At 73.2% G+C, this 20270-nt stretch carries 19 protein-coding genes; 15 read left to right on the forward strand and 4 right to left on the reverse strand.

Translation table 11 applies throughout. From position 1 onward, the window contains the following. The first annotated feature begins 29 nt into the window (after positions 1-29). From K7B10_RS28510 to K7B10_RS28520, 3 genes are all read left to right on the forward strand, one after another. Complete coding sequence (locus K7B10_RS28510; protein ID WP_229340366.1) at positions 30-1154, forward strand: hypothetical protein; 1125 nt, start codon at positions 30-32, stop codon at positions 1152-1154. 176 nt (positions 1155-1330) lie between these two features. After that, positions 1331-2473, forward strand: a complete 1143-nt coding sequence (locus K7B10_RS28515; RefSeq protein ID WP_229340368.1) for a glycosyltransferase family 4 protein — start codon at positions 1331-1333, stop codon at positions 2471-2473. 263 nt (positions 2474-2736) lie between these two features. Then, a complete protein-coding gene (locus tag K7B10_RS28520) occupies positions 2737-4353 on the forward strand; it encodes a GMC oxidoreductase (RefSeq protein ID WP_229340370.1) in 1617 nt (538 codons plus the stop codon). Between the two features lie 10 nt (positions 4354-4363). On the opposite strand, the gene K7B10_RS28525 is transcribed toward K7B10_RS28520, so the two are convergent. Beyond that, positions 4364-6160, reverse strand: a complete 1797-nt coding sequence (locus K7B10_RS28525) for an AMP-dependent synthetase/ligase (protein WP_229340372.1) — start codon at positions 6158-6160, stop codon at positions 4364-4366. A gap of 230 nt (positions 6161-6390) precedes the next feature. Between K7B10_RS28525 and K7B10_RS28530 the strand changes: the two genes are divergently transcribed. From K7B10_RS28530 to K7B10_RS28555, 6 genes are all read left to right on the forward strand, one after another. Beyond that, positions 6391-7173 carry a metallophosphoesterase family protein gene (locus K7B10_RS28530; protein ID WP_229340374.1) on the forward strand — a complete coding sequence of 261 codons (783 nt, stop codon included), beginning with the start codon at positions 6391-6393 and terminating at the stop codon, positions 7171-7173. A 99-nt stretch (positions 7174-7272) separates the two neighbouring features. Further along, positions 7273-7713, forward strand: coding sequence for an SRPBCC family protein (locus K7B10_RS28535; RefSeq protein WP_030863550.1), 441 nt, complete (start codon positions 7273-7275; stop codon positions 7711-7713). 3 nt (positions 7714-7716) lie between these two features. Then, positions 7717-8934, forward strand: a complete 1218-nt coding sequence (locus K7B10_RS28540) for an ArsA family ATPase (RefSeq protein WP_229340377.1) — start codon at positions 7717-7719, stop codon at positions 8932-8934. 75 nt (positions 8935-9009) lie between these two features. Next, a complete protein-coding gene (locus tag K7B10_RS28545) occupies positions 9010-9492 on the forward strand; it encodes a DUF5304 domain-containing protein (protein WP_229340379.1) in 483 nt (160 codons plus the stop codon). A gap of 123 nt (positions 9493-9615) precedes the next feature. Then, positions 9616-10557 carry an ROK family glucokinase gene (locus K7B10_RS28550; RefSeq protein ID WP_229340381.1) on the forward strand — a complete coding sequence of 314 codons (942 nt, stop codon included), beginning with the start codon at positions 9616-9618 and terminating at the stop codon, positions 10555-10557. Positions 10558-10616: 59 nt separating this feature from the next. Beyond that, positions 10617-11378, forward strand: coding sequence for an endonuclease/exonuclease/phosphatase family protein (locus tag K7B10_RS28555; RefSeq protein WP_229340383.1), 762 nt, complete (start codon positions 10617-10619; stop codon positions 11376-11378). A 57-nt stretch (positions 11379-11435) separates the two neighbouring features. Here the strand turns inward: K7B10_RS28555 and K7B10_RS28560 are convergent, their stop codons facing one another. Next, complete coding sequence (locus K7B10_RS28560) at positions 11436-12020, reverse strand: hypothetical protein (RefSeq protein ID WP_229340384.1); 585 nt, start codon at positions 12018-12020, stop codon at positions 11436-11438. Then, positions 12013-12792, reverse strand: a complete 780-nt coding sequence (locus tag K7B10_RS28565) for an alpha/beta hydrolase (protein ID WP_229340386.1) — start codon at positions 12790-12792, stop codon at positions 12013-12015. Before K7B10_RS28565 ends, K7B10_RS28560 begins: the two co-directional genes overlap by 8 nt. Before the next feature lie 160 nt (positions 12793-12952). Here K7B10_RS28565 and K7B10_RS28570 point away from each other — a divergent pair, with 160 nt between their 5' ends. The 6 genes from K7B10_RS28570 (at position 12953) to K7B10_RS28595 (ending at position 18317) form a co-directional block, all read left to right on the forward strand. Then, a complete protein-coding gene (locus K7B10_RS28570; RefSeq protein WP_229345475.1) occupies positions 12953-13705 on the forward strand; it encodes a lysophospholipid acyltransferase family protein in 753 nt (250 codons plus the stop codon). A gap of 35 nt (positions 13706-13740) precedes the next feature. Next, on the forward strand, positions 13741-14952 hold the full coding sequence (macS, locus tag K7B10_RS28575; protein WP_229340388.1) for a MacS family sensor histidine kinase: 1212 nt from the start codon (positions 13741-13743) through the stop codon (positions 14950-14952). Positions 14953-14996: 44 nt separating this feature from the next. Beyond that, on the forward strand, positions 14997-15641 hold the full coding sequence (locus tag K7B10_RS28580) for a response regulator (RefSeq protein ID WP_134075812.1): 645 nt from the start codon (positions 14997-14999) through the stop codon (positions 15639-15641). Positions 15642-15818: 177 nt separating this feature from the next. Beyond that, entirely contained in the window at positions 15819-16847 is a 1029-nt protein-coding gene (locus K7B10_RS28585) for a 6-phosphofructokinase (protein ID WP_229340390.1), read from the forward strand. 108 nt (positions 16848-16955) lie between these two features. Then, a complete protein-coding gene (locus tag K7B10_RS28590; RefSeq protein WP_229340392.1) occupies positions 16956-17954 on the forward strand; it encodes a 2-hydroxyacid dehydrogenase in 999 nt (332 codons plus the stop codon). A gap of 69 nt (positions 17955-18023) precedes the next feature. Further along, positions 18024-18317 (forward strand): hypothetical protein, encoded by a 294-nt coding sequence (locus K7B10_RS28595; RefSeq protein ID WP_229340394.1) that lies wholly within the window; start codon positions 18024-18026, stop codon positions 18315-18317. A 54-nt stretch (positions 18318-18371) separates the two neighbouring features. Here the strand turns inward: K7B10_RS28595 and K7B10_RS28600 are convergent, their stop codons facing one another. Beyond that, entirely contained in the window at positions 18372-20267 is a 1896-nt protein-coding gene (locus tag K7B10_RS28600; protein ID WP_229340396.1) for an anthranilate synthase family protein, read from the reverse strand. Between the last annotated feature and the right edge of the window lie 3 nt (positions 20268-20270).

Here is a 20270-nt window from a genome sequence, read left to right on the forward strand (position 1 = left end):
CCGGCCCGGGGCGTGCGTACGATCGTCGGATGTCCCCGGTCCACCGGCCCTTCCTCCTGCGCGTACTGCCGCTCCTGCTGGGCGTGCTGCTCGCCGGATGCGCCGCGCCCGCACCGCGCGACGCCGCCGAGGGGGACATCCGGGAGGCCGTCGCCGCCTGGTCGCGGACGCCGCCCGCGCAGCTCGCCCGGATCCCGCTGGAGGGATGGGCGTACGAGGTCTCCGCGGTCCGGCGCGACGGCGAGCGGGCCACTGCCCGGGCGGAGCTGCGCTACCGGCTCACCGGCTACGACAGGGCTGCGGCCGGGTCGGCCCGCGAGGTGCTGCTGAGCCGGGACGGCGGGGCGTGGCGGGTCACCGGGGACCGGGCCGCGCCGGGCGCACCGCCCCAGCTGTGGGACCAGGGCCCGGTGGAGGTGGTCGAGGGCGCCCACGCGCTCGTGCTCGGCGCCGGCGGGTCCCCGCAGACCCTGTCCGAGGTCGCGGCGGAGGCCGAGCGGGCGGTGCCCGCGGCGAGCGCCGCCTGGCCGAAGCCGTGGGCGGGCCGGGTGGTGGTGCTGGTGCCGGGCTCGCTGGAGCGGATGGCGCAGCTGCTGGGCCGGCCGGCCGCCGAGTACCGGGGCATGGGGGCCGTCACGACGGGCCGGGTGGGCGCGGCGTCGGCCCCCGCCGACCGCGTCGTCGTCAACCCGGAGGGCTGGGCGGAGCTCAGCGCGGCGGGCCGGGGGGTGGTCCTGACCCACGAGGTCACGCACGTGGCCACCCGGGCCGCCACCACCGCCCGGACCCCGCTGTGGCTCTCCGAGGGCTTCGCGGACTGGGCGGCGTACCGCGGAGGGTCCACCACCGCGCAGCAGGGCGCGCCCGCGCTGGGCCGGGCGGTCCGCGCGGGGGAGCTGCCGGCCGCGCTCCCCGCCGACGGGGCGTTCGCCTTCGGCGGCGACCCGCAGGCGCTGGCCCGCGCGTACGAGGGCGCCTGGCTGGCCTGCCGGCTGATCGCGGCCAAGTGGGGCGACACCACGCTGGTCCGCCTCTACGAACGGGCGGGCCGCGAGCCCCTGGCCACGGCCCTGGAGGAGACCGTCGGAGGCGATCTGCCCGGTCTCACCCTGGCCTGGCAGGCGAGCCTGCGCCAGGAGCTGGGCGCGCCCTAGCTGGGGGGTGTCCGCAAGTGGCGCCGGCCGCCCGCAGGGCGGTCCCGCGGCGTCCGGTGCGTGCGCTCGGTGTGCCGGGCGTCGCGGGGCAGGCGGGCTTGTGCGGACACCCCCCGGGACCGAGCCGGTGGCTGGGGGAGGGGCCGCGCCGGGGCGTCCGGTACTGTCGGCAGGCGATGCACAAGACGCTGATCGTGACCAACGACTTCCCGCCGCGACCGGGCGGCATCCAGGCCTTCCTGCACAACATGGCACTGCGGCTGGATCCCGACCGGATCGTCGTCTACGCCTCCACCTGGAAGCACGGCGCGGAGGGGCGCGAGGCCACCGCCGCCTTCGACGCGGAGCAGCCGTTCCAGGTCGTGCGCGACCGTACGACGATGCTGCTGCCGACCCCGCGGGTGACCCGGCGGGCCGTCGGGCTGCTGCGCGAGCACGGCTGCGAGTCGGTGTGGTTCGGGGCGGCGGCCCCGCTGGGGCTGATGGGCCCGGCGCTGCGCAGGGCCGGGGCGAAGCGGATCGTGGCCACCACCCACGGGCACGAGGCGGGCTGGGCGCAGCTGCCGGCCGCTCGGCAGCTGCTGCGCCGGATCGGCGAGGGCACGGACACGCTGACGTACCTGGGCGAGTACACGCGCTCGCGGATCGCCTCGGCGCTGACGGACCGGGCGGCCGCGCGGATGGTGCAACTCCCTCCGGGGGTGGACGAGAAGACCTTCCACCCCGGGTCGGGCGGGGCGGAGATCCGGGCCCGGCTGGGGCTGTCGGACCGGCCCGTGGTGGTCTGCGTCTCGCGGCTGGTCCCGCGCAAGGGGCAGGACACCCTGATCGAGGCGATGCCGCGGATCCTGGCCGCGGTGCCGGACGCCGTACTGCTGGTGGTAGGCGGGGGCCCGTACGAGGCGGACCTGCGGGCGCTGGCCGTCTCCACCGGGGTCGCGGACTCGGTGGTCTTCACGGGCGCCGTCCCCTGGGCCGAACTGCCCGCCCACTACGGCGCCGGGGACGTCTTCGCGATGCCCTGCCGGACCCGGCGGGGCGGGCTGGACGTGGAGGGCCTGGGCATCGTCTACCTGGAGGCCTCGGCGACCGGACTGCCGGTGGTCGCGGGCGACTCCGGCGGGGCGCCGGACGCGGTACTGGAGGGCGAGACGGGCTGGGTGGTGCGGGGCGGGGTCCCCGAGGACGCGGCGGAGCGCGTGATCGCCCTGCTCCGGGACCCGGAACTGCGCCGCCGCATGGGCGAGCGGGGCCGCGCCTGGGTCGAGGAGAAGTGGCGCTGGGACCTGCTGGCCGACCGGCTGCGCGAACTGCTCTGACCGGCCCCGGAAGGTGGCCGTCATCGTCAACGGGTCCCCCCTGGCGGGCGACCGGGCCGCGGCCGCGGCGTACCGCGCCACGAGATGCGGCGTGCTCGCCTTCGGCGAGGCCCCGCGCCAGGAGCCGGAGCCGCGGCGGGTGCGGGTCCGCGCCGTCGGGCCCGGGATCCCGGACCGTGATCCTCCGCCACACCTGACTGTTCCTCAGATGTCTGTCAACACCGCCTCTGGGTGGACGGCCCGATTCCGCCCATGATGCGGCCATGACACCTCAGCTGACGCGCCGTCACTTCCTGGGTATCGGCGCCCTCCAGACCGCCGCGGCCCTCGGCTTCACCCGCATCGGTATCCAATCGGCCGCCGCCGCGGAACCCCCCGCCGCGCAGTACGCCCCCGCCATCGTCGTGGGCTCCGGCTACGGCTCGGCCGTGGCCGCCCTCCGGCTCGGGCAGGCCGGCGTACGGACCGTCGTCCTGGAGATGGGCCGGCTCTGGAACACCCCGGGCCCGGACGGCAAGGTCTTCCCCTCCACCTCCGCGCCCGACCAGCGCTCCATGTGGTTCCGCACCCGCACCGAGGCCCCGCTCGCCCAGTTCCTCTGGCTCGACGTCGTCAACCGGGACATCAGCCCCTACCCCGGCGTCCTCGACCGCGTGAACCACGGCGACATGTCCGTCTACGTCGGCCGCGGCGTCGGCGGAGGATCCCTCGTCAACGGCGGCATGGCCCCGACACCCCGGCGCTCGTACTTCTCCGAGGTGCTGCCCCGGGTCGACGCCGACGAGATGTACGGCACGTACTACCCGCGCGCCCGCGCCATGCTGGGCGTCAACGACATCGACCCGGGCTGGTTCGAGTCCACGGAGTGGTACCGGTTCGCCCGGATCTCCCGCAAGCACGCCCAGAACACCGGCCTGAAGACCACCTTCGTGCCGAACGTGTACGACTTCCGGTACATGCAGCGCGAGGCCGCGGGCACCGCCACCCGCTCGGCGCTGGCCGGAGAGGTCATCTACGGCAACAACTTCGGCAAGAAGAGCGTCGACAAGACCTACCTCGCGGCCGCGATCGGCACGGGCAACGTCACCATCGAGACCATGCAGCGCGTCGTCGGCGTCCGCCAGGAGCCGGCCGGCGGCTACGTGCTCACCGTGCAGACCAGCGATCTGACGGGACGGGTCACCCAGGTCAGGGAACTCGGCTGCAAACAGCTCTTCCTCGGCGCCGGCAGCCTCGGCACCACCGAGATCCTGCTGCGCGCCCGCGAGCGCGGCACCCTGCCCGGGCTCAGCGAGAAGGTCGGGCTGGGCTGGGGACACAACGGCAACATCATGACCGCCCGGGCCAACCACCTGTGGGACACCGTCGGCTGCAACCAGGCCACCATGCCCGCCCTGGGCATCGACGACTGGGACAACGCCGCCAACCCGGTGTTCGCCGAGATCGCCCCGCTGCCGATGGGCTTCGAGCACTGGATCTCGATGTACCTGGCCATCACCAAGAACCCGGAGCGCGGCCACTTCACCTACGACGCGGCCACCGACTCGGCGCGGCTCAACTGGCGCCGCGACCAGAACACCCCGTCGGTCCAGGCCGCCAAGAACCTCTTCGACCGGATCAACCGGGCCAATTTCACGATCTACCGGTACGACCTGTTCGGCGACAACAGGAACTTCGCCGACAACTTCACGTACCACCCGCTCGGCGGCTGCGTCCTCGGCGACGCGACCGACGACTACGGCCGCGCCAAGGGCCACCAGGGGCTGTACGTCGTCGACGGCTCCCTGATCCCGGGCTCGCTCGGGGTCAACCCGTTCGTCACCATCACCGCGCTCGCGGAACGGAACATGGCGCGGATCCTCGCGGAGGACCCGCGCTAGCCGCCGGGCCTCAGCCCCGGTACAGGGCCTCGATCTCGTCCGCGAAGTCCTTCGCCACCACATTCCGCTTCAGCTTCAGCGAAGGCGTGATGTGACCCGACTCCTCCGTGAACTGGGAGGGCAGAATGCGGAATTTCCGCACCGATTCCGCCTTGGAAACCGCCGCGTTGCCGTCGTCCACGGCCTGCTGGACGGCGGCGATGAGGTCCGCGTCCTCGCGCAGCTCCGCGGCCGTGACCCCGGCCGGCTTGCCGTGCTCCGCGGCCCAGCGGCCCAGGAACTCCTCGTCGATCGTGACCAGCGCGGCCACGAACGGCCTCGCGTCGCCGACCACCATGCACTCCGCGACCAGCGCGTGCGCCCGGATCCGGTCCTCGATCACCGCGGGGGCCACGTTCTTGCCGCCCGCCGTGACGATGAGCTCCTTCTTGCGCCCGGTGATCGCGAGGTAGCCGTCCTCGTCGAGGGTGCCGACGTCGCCGGTGTGGAACCAGCCGTCGGTCAGCGCCTCGGCGGTCGCCGTCTCGTTCTTCCAGTACTCCTTGAAGATGTGCTCGCCGTGCAGCAGCACCTCGCCGTCGTCGGCGATGCGCACCACGGAGCCCGGCAGCGGCTGGCCGACCGTACCGATCTTCGTACGGTCCCACGGGTTGAAGGCGGTGGCCGCGCAGGACTCCGTCAGGCCGTAGCCCTCCAGGACCGTGAAGCCGATGCCGCGGAAGAAGTGGCCGAGCCGCTCGCCCAGCGGGGCGCCGCCGGAGATCGCGTACTCGCCGCGCCCGCCGAGGACCGTGTGCAGCTTGCTGTAGACGAGCTTCGAGAACAGCTTGTGCTTCAGCTTCAGGCCGAAGGACGGGCCGCCCGGGGCGTCCAGCGCCCGGCTGTACGCGATGGCCGTCTCGGCCGCCGCGTCGAAGATCCTGCCCTTGCCGTCGGCCTGGGCCTTGGCGCGCGCCGAGTTGTAGACCTTCTCGAAGACGCGCGGCACGCCGAGGATCAGCGTGGGGCGGAAGGACTGCAGCTCGTCGGTGAGGTTCTTGATGTCCGGTACGCAGCCCAGGCGGATCGGCGCCAGTACGGCGGCCACCTCCACCAGGCGTCCGAAGACGTGCGCGGCGGGCAGGAAGAGCAGCACGGAGCACTCGCCGGTGCGGAACAGCGGGCTCAGGCGCTCCACCACGTTGCCGCACTCGGCGAAGAAGTTGCGGTGGGTCAGCACGCAGCCCTTGGGGCGGCCGGTGGTGCCCGAGGTGTAGACGATGGTGGCCGGGTCGTCGGCGTTCGCGAGGGAGCTGCGCGCGTCGACCTCGGCGTCGGTGACCGCGCTGCCCGCGGTGTTCAGAGCCGCGAGCGCGCCCTGCTCGATCTCCCAGACCTCGCGCAGCTCCGGCAGCCGGTCGCGCAGCGAGGCCACGGCCGCGCTGTGGGCGGGGCTCTCGGCGATCACGGCGACGGCGCCGGAGTCGCCGAGGATCCACTGGATCTGCTCGGGCGAGCTGGTCTCGTACACGGGGACGGTGACGCCGCCCGCGCTCCAGATCGCGAAGTCGAGCAGCACCCACTCGTAGCGGGTGCGCGAGATCAGCGCGACGCGGTCGCCCGGCCGGATGCCGGACGCGATCAGGCCCTTCGCGGCGGCCCGCACCTCGGCGAGGAACTCGGTCGCCGTCACGTCCTGCCAGCCGCCGTCGACCTTGCGGCCCATGACTGCGGTGTCGGGATGCTGAGCGGCGTTGCGGCGGATGAGATCCGTCAGGTTCCCGTCCGACGGGACCTCGTACAGGGCCGGAAGGCTGAACTCGCGCAAGACTGCTGCTCCTCTGGGCGCCATCGCCACCATGTGGACCGACCGGACGTTACCCACCGGTAGTGGGTTCCGGATAGAGGGAACCGGCCAGATGTTCCGTGCGTCACATGACACGGCTCTGCCATGCCGACAGTAGTCGACCCCGTTTGCGACTCGGAAGTAACCGCAGGTAGGCCGCCTGTGCGGGCCCCGTCTACCCCCGGCTCCCGGGCGCCCCTAGGGTGGGGCGCATGGGTGGCAGGAAAAGCAGCACGCGCGTCCACGTCGTCAGCGACGTCCACGGCAACGCCGCGGCGCTCGCCCGGGCCGGGGACGGCGCCGACGCGCTGATCTGCCTCGGCGACCTCGTGCTCTTCCTCGACTACGCCGACCACTCGCGCGGCATCTTCCCCGACCTGTTCGGGGTCGAGAACGCCGACCGGATCGTGGAGCTGCGCACCGAGCGCCGCTTCGAGGAGGCCCGCGACCTCGGGCGCCGGCTGTGGGCCGGGCTCGACCGGGAACGGCTGATCGAGGGCGCGGTGCGCCGCCAGTACGCCGAGATGTTCGCCGCGTTCCCGCAGCCCACGTACGCCACCTACGGCAATGTCGACATCCCGGGTCTGTGGGCCGAGTACGCCGGACCCGGCACCACCGTCCTCGACGGGCAGCGGGTGGAGATCGGCGGCCGCGTCTTCGGCTTCATCGGAGGCGGACTGCCCTCTCCGATGCGCACCCCGTACGAGGTGGACGAGGAGGAGTACGCCGCCAAGGTCGAGGCGCTCGGCGAGGTCGACGTGCTGTGCTCCCACATCCCGCCGGAGGTGCCGGAGCTCTGCTACGACACGGTCGCGCGCCGGTTCGAACGGGGCAGCGAGGCCCTGCTCGCGGCGATCCGGCGGACCAGGCCGCGGTACGCGCTGTTCGGACACGTGCACCAGCCGCTGGCGCGGCGGATGCGCATCGGCGGCACGGAGTGCGTGAACGTCGGCCACTTCGCCGCCACCGGCAGGCCGTGGGCCCTGGAGTGGTGAGCCGGGCCCTGGAGTGGTGACCTCCGCACGCACGGTAGCCTGCACGCGGCGGCCGCAGGCCGCACACTTCCTCGAACAATCCCTGGAGGGGCGACCGCCATGGCCGAACACACCAGCTCGAGCATCACGATCGAGGCGGCGCCGGCCGACGTGATGGCCGTGATCGCCGACTTCGCCCGCTACCCCGAGTGGACCGGCGAGGTGAAGGAGGCCGAGGTGCTGGCCACCGACGCCGAGGGCCGCGCCGAGAAGGTCCGGCTGCTGCTCGACGCGGGCGCGATCAAGGACGACCACACCCTCGCCTACTCCTGGAAGGGCGCGGACGAGGTCAGCTGGACCCTGGACAAGTCGCAGATGCTGCGCCAGCTCGACGGCTCGTACCGGCTCGCCCCGCTGGACGGCGGCAAGCGCACCGAGGTCACCTACCAGCTGACCGTCGACGTCAAGATCCCGATGCTCGGCATGATCAAGCGCAAGGCGGAGAAGGTCATCATCGACCGCGCCCTGGCGGGCCTGAAGAAGCGCGTCGAGTCGGCCTGATCCATGCGCATCCTGCTGATCACCGGTCCCGGCGGGGCCGGGCGGACCACCGTGGCCGCCGCCACTGCCCTCGCCGCCGCCGGGAACGGTGCGCGGGTGCTGCTGCTCTCCGGGGACGCCGGGGATCCCCTGGCCGCACTGGTCGGGGAGCCGACGGGGGAGCCCGTCGAAGCCGCGCCCGGGCTGGCCGCCGTACCGGCCGGCGGGGTGCTCGTGGCCCGCGTGGACTCCGGCGCGGAGTTCCGCGAGGAGCTCGTCGCCCTCCAGGAGCGCGGATCGGCCCTCCTCGGCATGGTCGGGGCCCGGCCGCTCGGGGCCGAGGAGCTCACCGAGCTGCCCGGCGCCGAGCAGTTCGCCCTGCTGCGCGCCCTGCGCCGGGCCGCCGCGGCCCCGGAGACCGACCTCGTCGTGGTCGACCTGCCGCCGCTGCACCAGGCCGTGGCCGCCCTCGCCCTCCCCGCCCAGCTGCGCCGCTACCTGGCCCGGCTGCTCCCGGCCGAGCGGCAGGCGGCCCGCGCCCTGCGGCCCGTACTGGCCCAGCTGGCCGGCGTGCCCATGCCCGCGCAGTGGCTGTACGAGGCCGCCGCGCGCTGGGACGAGGAGCTGGCCGCCGTCCAGGCCGTCGTGGAGGCCGGCACCACCTCGCTGCGGGTGGTCGCCGAGCCGGGACCGGGCGCCGACGCCGCGCTGCGGACCGGGCTGCTCGGCCTCGCCCTCGAACAGCTCCCGGTCGCCGCGATCGTCGCCAACCGGACGGTGCCCCAGGGCTCGCCCGACCCCTGGCTGGCCGGGCTCGCCGCCCAGCAGGAGAAGTACGCCGCCCAGTGGGCCGGGGCCGCCGAGGACGTGCCCGTACTGCCGCTCGGCCACCTCGGGCGGGACCCGCAGGGGCCGGACGACCTGCTCCGGCTCACCGGGGCGCAGGGGCTCGTTCCACCCCCTTCGGGGGCCGCCCGCGCCCGCCGGGCCTGGGCGGTCGAGGACCGGCTCGCCGACGACGGGGTACTCGTCTGGGTGGTGCCGCTGCCCGGCGCCCACAAGCGGGACCTCGACCTGGTCCGGCGCGGCGACGAGCTGCTGCTCGCCGCGGGCCCGTACCGCAGGATCGTTCCGCTGCCCTCCGCGCTGCGCCGCTGCACGGTGTCCGGCGCCGCCCTCGCCGACGGGGTGCTGCGCATCCGCTTCACGCCGGACCCGGGGCTCTGGCCCCGCAGGCCCTGAACCGCGTACCCCCGTTCGGGTACCGTCGGAGGTAGTACGTCCGCACGCCCAGCAGCTGCCGCAGGAGAGTCCGCCATGAGCGAGGCCACCGACCGTCCCCGTCCCACCGACGACGACGCCTGGGCCAAGGCCTGCGCCGAGGACCTCGCCGCAGAGCAGGAGCGCCGCCGGTCCCGAGAGGGCGCGGGCGGCGCCGGCGGCACCGGGACCGCCGCCGAGGAGCTGTTCAAGCTGTTCGAGGCGGTCGCCGACAAGGTGTCCGCGCTGAACAACCCGCTGCTCGGCGCCGCCGCCCAGGGCGCCGTACGCCAGTTCGTCAACCAGGCGAAGGCCGCCGCCAAGCCCGTCGTAGAGCGCAACCCCGATGTCTTCGACCACCTCGCGGCCGCCGGCTCCGAGCTGCTCGCCGCCTACCGCTCGGCCGTCGAGGGCCACGAGCGCCGCTGGACCCGCGACGAGCCCGCCCCCGGCGCTCCCGCTGATCATCCCTCCAGTGACCACTCCGACCCGCGTGACGAGGGCGGGAGCGGTCCGACGCAGCGGATCGATCTCGACTGAGACCCTCAGGGGGGCCGACGGATCATGAACGGGCCCGTGGGGTCCGGCACTGATCCGCCGGATGCCCCCTCGCCCTCGGGTACCGTTGGCCGTGGCGGGGTTTGACCGGAAACCGAGGGACTAATGGGACTCACCATCGGCGTCGACATCGGCGGCACGAAGATCGCGGCCGGCGTGGTCGACGAAGAGGGCACCATCCTTGAGACGTACAAGGTGCCCACCCCGCCGACCGCGGACGGAGTGACGGACGCGATCTGCGCCGCAGTGTCCGAAGTCAGCAGCAACCACACCATCGAGGCCGTCGGCATCGGCGCCGCCGGATACGTGGACGACAAGCGCGCGACCGTGCTCTTCGCGCCGAACATCAACTGGCGCCACGAGCCGCTCAAGGACAAGGTCGAGCAGCGCATCGGCCTGCCGGTCGTCGTCGAGAACGACGCGAACTGCGCGGCCTGGGGCGAGTACCGCTTCGGCGCCGGCCAGGGCCACGAGGACGTCATCTGCATCACGCTCGGCACGGGCCTGGGCGGCGGCATCATCATCGGCAACAAGCTGCGCCGCGGACGCTTCGGCGTGGCCGCCGAGTTCGGGCACATCCGGGTGGTCCCGGACGGCCTCCTGTGCGGGTGCGGGAGCCAGGGCTGCTGGGAGCAGTACGCCTCCGGCCGCGCGCTCGTCCGGTACGCGAAGCAGCGCGCCGCCGCCACCCCCGAGAACGCGGTGGCCCTGCTCGCGCTCGGCGACGGCACTCCCGACGGCATCGAGGGCAAGCACATCAGCGAGGCCGCACGGGCCGGTGACCTGGTGGCCGTCGACGCCTTCCGCGAGCTGGCCCGCTGGGCGGGCGCGGGCCTGGCCGACCTGGCCTCGCTCTTCGACCCGTCGGCCTTCATCGTCGGCGGCGGGGTCTCCGACGAGGGCGACCTCGTCCTCGACCCGATCCGCAAGTCCTTCAAGCGCTGGCTGGTCGGCGGCGCGTGGCGCCCGCACGCCCAGGTGCTGGCCGCGCAGCTCGGCGGCAAGGCCGGGCTCGTGGGCGCTGCGGACCTGGCCCGCCAGGGCTGACACCGACCGTTGTCCGAACTGCCCGCCGCGCCCTCTGTGGGACGGCGGGCAGTCTGGCTATGTTGCCGTCCATGCTCCCGAACTCTGTGACGGAACCCGACGGTTCCGCGGTGATCCGAGCCCTCAGCTACAACATCCGCTCGATGCGGGACGACGAGGAGGCGCTGGTCCGGGTGATCCGCGCCTGCGCCCCCGACCTGGTGTTCGTCCAGGAGGCCCCACGGTTCTTCCGCTGGCGCAAGCACGCGGCGCGGCTGGCCTCGAAGACCGACCTGGTGGTGCTGAGCGGAGGCGCCACGGCCGCGGGCCCGCTCCTGCTCTGCTCCCTGAGGGCCTTCGTGGAACGGACGGAAGACGTCCTGCTTCCCCTGACGCCCGGCCTGCACCGGCGGGGCTTCGCCACGGCGGTGGTCCGCTTCGGGGCGGCGCGGGTGGCGGTGCTGAGCGCACACCTGTCGCTGGACGGGGCCGAACGCCGGGCCCAGGCCGACCTCTTGCTGGACCGCCTGGGGTCCGCGGACGCCCCGTACGCCATCGCGGCGGGCGACATCAACGAGCCCCCGTCGGGCCCGGCGTTCCGCCGGCTGTCCGCGGAGCTCCAGGACTGCTGGACGGTCGCCCCCTGGGGCGGTGAGCACACCTTCGTCCGCTCGACCCCGCCCCGCCGTATCGACGCGATCTTCGCAACGCGGGGCGTGGAGGTCCTCACCTGCGGCGTCCCGACGCCGCTGCCGGGCATCACGGAATCGGACCTGGACAAGGCGACCGACCACCTCCCGGTCCTGGCCACCTTCCGCCTCCCGGCCGGCGCCGGCGCGTGAGGCGCGGGGTCCGGGGCGCAGCCGCCCCGGACCCCGCGCCTCACGGTGGAACCCGTCCTACACCACGGCTCCGCGCCCGGGATCGTCATCCTCGTCGTCACCCTGGGACATCCGCGCGATGAGCGTCGCGAACCCGCCCAGGAACCCACCGATCCCCAGCGTCGTGAGCCACCACGTCATGTCCCACTGCAGCAGCACCGCCACCAGCAGCAGCACCGGCCCGCCCACCACCGCCAGCCACGCGAACTTCGCCGTCGTGTCCGCCGGCGGCAGCTCGGGCTCCGGCGGGACGAAGTGGCCCTCGTCCGTCTCGTCCGGCTCCGCCGGCGTGTGATCGCGGGGCCCGGTCCCGGGCCCCGTCCCGCCGATGCCCACCCCCGGCGCGAACACCACCGAGCTCCCCAACGCCGTCGGCGCGGGCGGCGGCTCGGCCGGAGCCTGCGGCGGCTCCGCGGAGGGCGCGGGCGCCGAGGGCTCCGGCTCCACGTCCTCCTCCGGCAGCATCAGGTTCTCGATCGGCCGGAACGGCCTGGCCCCCGGCGGATCCGGCGGCTCCTGCCCGTACCCGGCGACGATCGCCGCCCAGGCCGCCTCCTCGTCCAGCGGGGGTACACCCCCCGGGGACTCCTCGTGCTCAGCCACCGCTGGCCGCCCCCTCCCTGCCGACGCTCTCCGCGAGCCGCCCGACGAACGCAAAACTGTCCGCGAAGATCCGCTCCGCGTCATGGTCCAACGTCGCGACGTGGTAGCTCTGTTCCAGCAGGGTCTCGGTGACGTCCGTCGACGAGATCCGCGCGAGGATCCGCGCCGAGTCGGCCGGGTTCACGACGTGGTCCTGCACGCTGTGCAGCAGCAGCACCGGCTGCGTGACCTGGGGCAGCTCGGTGTCGACCAGCCGCAGGAACTGCCGCAGCGAGGCCGCGGCCCGGGTCGGGACCCGGGTGTAGCCGACCTCGGCGACACCCGGCTTCGCGATGTCGCTCGCGATGCCCGGGGTGGACCGCAGGAAGTGCTGCGCGACCGGAAGGGCGAAGGCCATCGGGTCGTTGATCTTGTTGACCGGGTTGACCAGGACGATGCCGCTCACGGCGTCACCGTGCCGGGCCGCCAGCCGCAGGGTCAGCGCGCCGCCCATCGACAGCCCGAAGACGAACACCTTCGTGCACCGGTCCAGCAGCTCCCGCAGCGCCCGGTCCACCTCGGCGTACCAGTCCTGCCAGCCGGTGAGCTGCATGTCCTGCCAGCGCGTCCCGTGCCCGGGCAGCAGCGGCACGGAGACCGTCAGACCCTGCTCGGCCAGGTACTCCGCCCACGGGCGCATGGACTGAGTGGTACTGGTGAAGCCGTGGCAGAGGAGGACACCGACCTCTCCGCCCTCGTGGCGGAACGGCTCGGCTCCAGGGAGGACGGGCACCAGGGTCTCCTTCGACGGGTGGGGGGTGCGTAGCGCTGTGTGACTTCACCGTACGCGACGGGGGTGACACCGACCAGGGTCGTCGCCCCCTCCGCCCCGAGCCAGGGGATATGGTCTGTTCGACAGACACAGGAAGGCTTTCGAGTTGATCTACGGCGCAATGAAGTTCTCCATCGGGGGGTCCCTGAAGCTCGCCTTCAGGCCGTGGGTGGAGGGCCTCGAGAACATTCCCGCCGAGGGGCCGGCGATCCTCGCGAGCAACCACCTGTCCTTCTCGGACTCCTTCTTCCTGCCGGCCGTGCTGGACCGGAAGGTCACCTTCATCGCGAAGGCGGAGTACTTCACCTCCCCGGGCGTCAAGGGCAAGCTGACGGCCGCCTTCTTCAAGGGCGTCGGCCAGCTCCCGGTGGACCGCTCCGGCGCGCGCGGTGCGGGCGAGGCCGCCGTCAGGAGCGGCATCGAGGTCATCGAGCGCGGGGAGCTGTTCGGTATCTACCCCGAGGGGACCCGTTCACCCGACGGCCGCCTCTACCGCGGCAAGCCCGGCGGCCTGGCCCGCGTGGCCCTGGCCACCGGGGCGCCGGTCATTCCCGTGGCGATGATCGACACGGAGAAGATCCAGCCGCCCGGCAAGGTCGTCCCCAAGCTGATGCGCCCCGGCATCCGGATCGGCAAGCCGATCGACTTCAGCCGCTACCACGGCATGGACGGAGACCGCTTCATCCTGCGCTCGGTGACCGACGAGGTCATGTACGAGATCATGAAGCTGTCCGGCCAGGAGTACGTCGACATCTACGCGACGGCCGCCAAGCGCCAGATCGCCGACGCGGAGAAGGCGGAGAAGGCCGCCAAGGCCGCCGCCGACAAGAACGCCGACAAGAACGACAAGGGCGCCGAGAAGGCCGCGGAGTAGAGCACGGGCGGCATCGCCCGCACGGGGTGGGGGAGATGGCGAAACGCGAACGTGTCGTGCGCATGTCGGTCGAGCAGCCGCTGTGGCGGGCACTGACCGCCTACCGGCTGCTCACCATGGTCTACGCAGGCCTGCTGTTCGCCTCGGCGTACCGGGACTTCGACCGGCCCTGGGTCGCGGCCGGCTACCTCGCCGTACTCGCCGTCTGGACCCTGGCCACCCACCGCCGGGTGGCGAACGCCGCCAGCTGCACCAAGCGGTTCCTGGGTGCCGACCTCACCGTCGCGCTCGCCGGCATCCTGCTCACCCCGATCGCGGACACCCACGAGCGGATCGCCGGGGGCGGCCCCACCCTCCCCTCCATCTGGACCGCGGGCTCCGTACTCGCCTTCGCGATCAAGGGCGGCTGGCGCTGGGCCGGCTTCGCCTCGACCTTCGTGGCCGCGGCCAACATCGTCGTGCACGGCGGCCAGCCCACCCGCGACACCCTGCACAACGTGCTGCTGGTCTGGGTCGCCTCCATCGCCATCGGGTACGTCGTCGAGGTCGCCCGGGCCAGTGAGGCCACCCTGGCCCGCGCCCTGGAGATCGAGGCCGCCACCCGTGAGCGCGAGCGGCTCGCCCGCGACATCCACGACGGGGTCCTCCAGGTCCTCGCCATGGTCCAGCGGCGCGGCACCGAGCTGGGCGGGGAGGCCGCCGAGCTCGGCCGGATGGCCGGGGAGCAGGAGGTGGCGCTGCGCACCCTGGTCTCCAGCGGGCTGGTGCCCACCTCCCGGATCTCCCGGGACGGGTCGCTCGGCGCGCTGGTGGACTCGTACGAGGTGGACGAGCCCGGCGCCGACGAAGGCGAGCTGGACCTGCGGAGCCTGCTCGCCCCGCACGCGGGGTCCCGGGTCAGCTTCGCCGAGCCGGGTACGCCGGTGCTGTTGCCGGTGCCCGCGGCGAAGGAGCTGGCCGCGGCCGTCGGGGCCGCCCTCGACAACGTGCGCAAGCACGCGGGGGACGGGGCCAGGGCCTGGATCCTGGTCGAGGACTGGGGCGACGAGGTGATCGTGACCGTTCGCGACGACGGCCCGGGCATCCCGGCCGGCCGCCTCGACCAGGCCGAGGGCGAGGGCCGGATGGGCGTGGCCCTGTCCATCCGCGGCCGGCTGCGGGACCTCGGCGGCAGCGCCGAGCTGGTGTCCGTCCCCGGGCAGGGCACCGAAGTGGAACTGAAAGTACCGAGGGGGAGAACCCAGTGAGCCAGAGCGCCGAGCAGCAGCCGCAGCCGCACGAGATCAAGGTGATGGTCGTCGACGACCACCCCATGTGGCGGGACGCGGTCGCCCGCGACCTCGCCGCCGCGGGCTTCGACGTGGTCGCCACGGCCGGCGACGGCCCCGAGGCCGTCCGCCGGGCCGTGCCCGCCGCCCCGCACGTCCTGGTCCTCGACCTCAACCTGCCCGGCATGCCCGGGGTGCAGGTGTGCAAGGAGCTCGTCGGCGCCGACCCCGCGCTGCGCGTCCTGGTGCTGTCCGCGAGCGGGGAGCACGCCGACGTCCTGGAGGCGGTGAAGTCCGGCGCCACCGGCTACCTGCTGAAGTCCGCGGGCGCACAGGAGCTGATCGACGCCGTCCGCCGCACCGCCGCGGGCGACCCGGTGTTCACCCCGGGCCTGGCCGGGCTGGTGCTCGGCGAGTACCGGCGCCTGGCCACCGACCCGGCGCCCGCGGCCCCCGACGAGCCCAAGGTCCCCCAGCTGACCGACCGGGAGACCGAGGTGCTGCGGCTGGTGGCCAAGGGGCTCTCGTACAAGCAGATCGCGGAACGCCTCGTCATCTCGCACCGCACGGTGCAGAACCACGTGCAGAACACCCTCGGCAAGCTCCAGCTGCACAACCGGGTCGAGCTCGTCCGGTACGCGATAGAGCGCGGTCTCGACGACGCGTGACGGGGGACGTTCACCGTCTCGCACCTCGTACGCATGTCCTCGTACGAGTGAACGGTGGGACGCAACGCCCCGTATTTCCACCGGAATTGACCCTCCCCAGGGCCTTGCTGTGACCTGAGTCACCATTAGCGTGACCGGCATGCGGGCTCGCCGGGCCCTGTGGCGAAGGGAGATTCCATGAAGGTCGGAGTGCTGACGGGCGGCGGCGACTGTCCCGGTCTCAACGCGGTCATCCGGGCCGTCGTCCGCAAGGGCGTCCAGGAGTACGCCTGCGAGTTCGTCGGGTTCAAGGACGGCTGGCGCGGCGCGATCGAGGGCGACACCGTCCCGCTCGGCATCCCCGCCGTCCGCGGCATCCTGCCGCGCGGCGGCACGATCCTCGGCTCCTCGCGGACCAACCCGTTCAAGCAGGAGAACGGGGTCCGGCAGATCAAGGAGAACCTCGCCAAGTACGAGGTCGAGGCCCTCGTCGCGATCGGCGGCGAGGACACCCTGGGCGTGGCCGCCAAGCTGTACGGCGAGTACGGCATCCCCTGCGTCGGCGTCCCGAAGACCATCGACAACGACCTGTCGGCCACGGACTACACCTTCGGCTTCGACACGGCGGTCGGCATCGCCACCGAGGCCATCGACCGGCTGCACACCACGGCCGAGTCGCACATGCGGGTGCTGGTCGTCGAGGTGATGGGCCGGCACGCCGGCTGGATCGCCCTGCACTCCGGGCTGGCCGGCGGAGCCAACGTCATCCTCATCCCGGAACAGCGCTTCGACCTGGACCAGGTGTGCGCGTGGGTGACCTCCCGGTTCAAGGCGAGCTACGCGCCGATCGTGGTGGTCGCGGAGGGTGCGATGCCCAAGGACGGGGAGATGGTGCTGAAGGACGCCACCACCGACTCGTTCGGGCACGTGCGGCTGTCGGGCGTGGGGGAGTGGCTGGCCAAGGAGATCGAGGCACGGACCGGCAAGGAGGCCCGGACCACGGTGCTCGGGCACATCCAGCGCGGCGGCACGCCGAGCGCGTTCGACCGGTGGCTGGCGACGCGGTTCGGGCTGCACGCGATCGACGCCGTGCACGAGGGCGACTTCGGGAAGATGGTCGCGCTGAAGGGCACGGACATCGTGCGGGTCCCGATCGCCGAGGCGACGGCCAGGCTGAAGACGGTGGACCCGGCGCTGTACACGGAGGTCGGGGTGTTCTTCGGCTGAGCCGGAGCGGGCCGGTTCGGAGTGGGTGAACGGGCCATGGGCGGTATCGGACGTAAAGTGCCGGAACGACCCATGGTCCGTTTGGTTGTGCACAGCTCGGGAGCGAACGTGGAAATCCTGGCATTCGGGGTGCAGGGTGACGAGAGGCCGCTGATCGAGAAGGCCTTCGCGGCCGCCGGGCAGCACGAGGTGCGCTGCCTGGACGTCTTCCTCACCGAGGACACCGCCCCCATCGCGGCCGGGTACGAGGTCGTCTCTTCGAGCGTGAACGCCGATCTGAGCGGGCGGGTGCTGCGGACCCTGGCCGGGGGCGGGACGAAGATGATCGCCCAGCGGTCGACGGGCTTCAACAACATCGACCTGGACGTCGCCCGCCGGCTCGGCATGACGGTGAGCCGGGTCTCGTACTACTCCCCGTACTCCGTGGCCGAGTTCGCGTGGACCCTGGCGATGGCCGTGAACCGGCGGATCATCCGGGCCTCGAACCGGACACGGGACTTCGACTTCCGGCTGAACGGGCTGATGGGCCGCGACATGCACGGCCGTACGGTGGGCGTGCTCGGTACCGGGAAGATCGGCGAGGCGTTCACCCGGATCGCGCACGGCTTCGGCATGAACCTGCTGGGCTGGGACGTCGTGGAGAACCCGGCGTGCGTGGAGCTGGGCATGAAGTACGTGGACAAGGAGGAGCTGTTCACGTCGGCGGACCTGGTCAGCCTGCACGTACCGCTGCTGGAGTCGACGCACCACGTCATCGACGAGGCGGCGCTGCGGATGATGAAGGACGACGCGATCCTGGTGAACTCCAGCCGGGGCGGGCTGATCGACTCGGAGGCGCTGGTGTCCCAGCTGCGGGCGGGGCGATTCGAGGGGGTGGGACTGGACGTGTACGAGGCGGAGGCAGGGCTGTTCTTCCTGGACAAGTCCCTGGAGGCCGTCGAGGACGACACCCTGGCACGGCTGATCACGTTCCCGAACGTCGTGGTGACCTCTCACCAGGCGTACTACACGCACGACGCGGTGGGGCAGATCATCGACACGACGGTCCGGAACGTCGCGGACTACGTGGCGGGGCGCCGGTCGGAGAACACGCTGGTCCCCGAGTGACGCGCGTTCGCCCCGAGTTCAGACCGCGGCCGTGCGCGCGGTGCGGTCGCATGGCCTAGATTCGCCCGTGTGGACATACCTTCCGCGGCCCGCTGGCTCTTGCTGGCCGCCGCCGCTGCACAGTTCGTGTACGCCGTACGGGCCCTGCGGCCCGCGCTCCGCTCCCGGCCGGGGGAGCGGGTGGACCCGTGGCTGGCCTTCGCGGACCCGGCGGTGGGCGTACCGGTGTCGCTGGCCCTGGCCTTCGGGAACCTCACGGCCTTCCTCGCGGGCATGGCGGCGCTGGCCCCGGTCCTGACCTGGCAGCTGGTCCGCGGCATCGCGGCCCGCCGGGGTGAGCCCGGCAAGCCGACCCCGGCGTAGCGGCCCCGCCGCGCGGAGCCGCCACGCCGGATCCCGCCATGATCCGAAAGACCCCTAGACCGCGGCCGGGGCCATGCCGAGCAGGAGGTCCCGGAGCAGGGCCGGCCCGTTCAGGGTCAGGACGGACTCCGGGTGGAACTGGACCCCTGCGAAGGCCGGCCCCCGCAGGGCGTGCACCTCCCCCGTGGCCGGGTCGCGGGAGACCTCCACCGCCCGCTCCGAGAGGCGGGCCGCCGCGGCGTCGGGGCAGTGGGCCGTGTACGTGTTGTAGAAGCCCACCACCTCCTGCGTGCCGAAGAAGTCGATCCGCGTCTGCGCCCCCTGCGCCGGTTCCGCCTTGCGGACCAGCGGCAGGCCCAGTTCCGCCGCCAGCAGCTCGTGACCCAGGCAGACGCCGAGCAGGCCGTGCCGGTGCCCGGCCAGCAGTTCACGGGCCAGCGCGCGCAGCATCCGCATCTTCGGGTCGGCCGCGTCCGCCGGGTTCCCCGGCCCCGGGCCCAGCACGATCGGACCGGCCCACGACAGGGCCGCCTCCCGCAGCCCGGCACCGTCGTAGCGGCGTACGGTCACCTCCAGCCCCGCCACCCGCAGCACGTGCGCCAGCATCGCCGTGAAGGTGTCCTCGCCGTCCACCACCAAGGCGTGGCCGACCCGGGCCGCGGGGCGGTCCTGCATCCGGAGCCAGAACGGGGCCAGGTCCGCCCGCCGCGCCGCCAGCGCCGCCTCGACCCGGGGATCCTCGCCGAGGCGCGCCCCCTCGAAGCCGGCCCGCGGCGGCGCCGGGCGGACCCCGAGCGCCGCCAGCACCCCGGCCGCCTTCGCGTGCGTCTCCGCGACCTCGCCCGCCGGATCCGAGTGCCGTACCAGCGTCGCCCCCACCGGCACCCGCAGCGTGCCGTCCGCCGCGATGTCCGCCGTCCGGATCAGGATCGGCGAGTCCAGCGTCTGGGACCCCGAGGCGTCCACGCCCAGCAGGGCCAGTGCCCCCGCGTAGTAGCCGCGCCCGCCCGCCTCGTACCGCTCGATCACCCGGCAGGCGTTCTGCACCGGCGATCCCGTCACCGTCGCCGCGAACATCGTCTCGCGCAGCACCTCCCGGACGTCCAGCGAGGACCGGCCGCGCAGCTCGTACTCGGTGTGCGCGAGGTGCGCCATCTCCTTCAGCCGCGGCCCGACGACGACCCCGCCCCTGTCCCCGACCGTGCACATCATCTTGAGCTCCTCGTCCACGACCATGGACAGCTCCTCGGTCTCCTTGCGGTCGCCGAGGAAGGCGAGGAGGGACTCGGCGGTCGGGCCCCCGGCCGGGTAGCGGTACGTCCCGCTGATCGGGTTCATGACCACCGTGCCGCCGGTCATCCGTACGTGTACTTCCGGGCTGGCCCCGACCAGCGTCCGGTCGCCGGTGTGGACGACGTACGTCCAGTACGCGCCCCGCTCACCCACCAGCAGACGCCGGAACAGTGCGAGCGCGTCGGCCCGCCCGAATCCCTCGATCCGGCCCTCGTACGTGCGCCGGATGACGAAGTTCGCCCCCTCGCCGCGGCCGATCTCGTCGCGGATCACCCGCCCGACGGTGGCCGCGTACTCCTCGTCGCCCACGTCGAAGCCGCCGTCGGCGACCCGCACCGGATGCTCCGGCAGCGCCGCCAGCGCCTGCGCGAGCGGGATCTCGTACGCCTCCTCGGCGGTCAGTACGGCGAGCGGCGTGCCGTCGTCGCGTACGTCGAACCCGCGCTCGCGGATCTGCCGGAACGGGACGAGGGCGAGGGTGGGCAGCTCCCGTACGGGCAGCTCGGCCAGGCGCCCGGCCTCGTGGACCGGGCCGATCAGGACCTCGACGGTGTCGTGGTCGCGGCCGGGGGTGCGACGGCGCAGCAGGGCGAACGGCGGGCAGGCACCGTCGTCGAGCAGGCGGCGGATCGGGTCGGGCGTGCTGCTGGGTTCCATGGG

Origin of the sequence: Streptomyces flavotricini (genome assembly GCF_020639365.1) — a bacterium.
In the GTDB taxonomy this organism is placed as follows: Bacteria; Actinomycetota; Actinomycetes; order Streptomycetales; family Streptomycetaceae; genus Streptomyces; species Streptomyces flavotricini.

Excerpts from the sequence above, each read along its gene's own strand:
- K7B10_RS28530 (WP_229340374.1), top strand. The coding sequence starts at position 6,391 with ATGGGTGGCAGGAAAAGCAGCACGCGCGTCCACGTCGTCAGCGACGTC.
- K7B10_RS28550 (WP_229340381.1), top strand. The coding sequence starts at position 9,616 with ATGGGACTCACCATCGGCGTCGACATCGGCGGCACGAAGATCGCGGCC.
- K7B10_RS28570 (WP_229345475.1), top strand. The coding sequence starts at position 12,953 with ATGAAGTTCTCCATCGGGGGGTCCCTGAAGCTCGCCTTCAGGCCGTGG.
- macS (WP_229340388.1), top strand. The coding sequence starts at position 13,741 with ATGGCGAAACGCGAACGTGTCGTGCGCATGTCGGTCGAGCAGCCGCTG.
- K7B10_RS28510 (WP_229340366.1), top strand. The coding sequence starts at position 30 with ATGTCCCCGGTCCACCGGCCCTTCCTCCTGCGCGTACTGCCGCTCCTG.
- K7B10_RS28540 (WP_229340377.1), top strand. The coding sequence starts at position 7,717 with ATGCGCATCCTGCTGATCACCGGTCCCGGCGGGGCCGGGCGGACCACC.
- K7B10_RS28535 (WP_030863550.1), top strand. The coding sequence starts at position 7,273 with ATGGCCGAACACACCAGCTCGAGCATCACGATCGAGGCGGCGCCGGCC.
- K7B10_RS28600 (WP_229340396.1), bottom strand. The coding sequence starts at position 20,267 with ATGGAACCCAGCAGCACGCCCGACCCGATCCGCCGCCTGCTCGACGAC.
- K7B10_RS28580 (WP_134075812.1), top strand. The coding sequence starts at position 14,997 with ATGGTCGTCGACGACCACCCCATGTGGCGGGACGCGGTCGCCCGCGAC.
- K7B10_RS28555 (WP_229340383.1), top strand. The coding sequence starts at position 10,617 with ATGTTGCCGTCCATGCTCCCGAACTCTGTGACGGAACCCGACGGTTCC.
- K7B10_RS28515 (WP_229340368.1), top strand. The coding sequence starts at position 1,331 with ATGCACAAGACGCTGATCGTGACCAACGACTTCCCGCCGCGACCGGGC.
- K7B10_RS28545 (WP_229340379.1), top strand. The coding sequence starts at position 9,010 with ATGAGCGAGGCCACCGACCGTCCCCGTCCCACCGACGACGACGCCTGG.
- K7B10_RS28585 (WP_229340390.1), top strand. The coding sequence starts at position 15,819 with ATGAAGGTCGGAGTGCTGACGGGCGGCGGCGACTGTCCCGGTCTCAAC.
- K7B10_RS28520 (WP_229340370.1), top strand. The coding sequence starts at position 2,737 with ATGACACCTCAGCTGACGCGCCGTCACTTCCTGGGTATCGGCGCCCTC.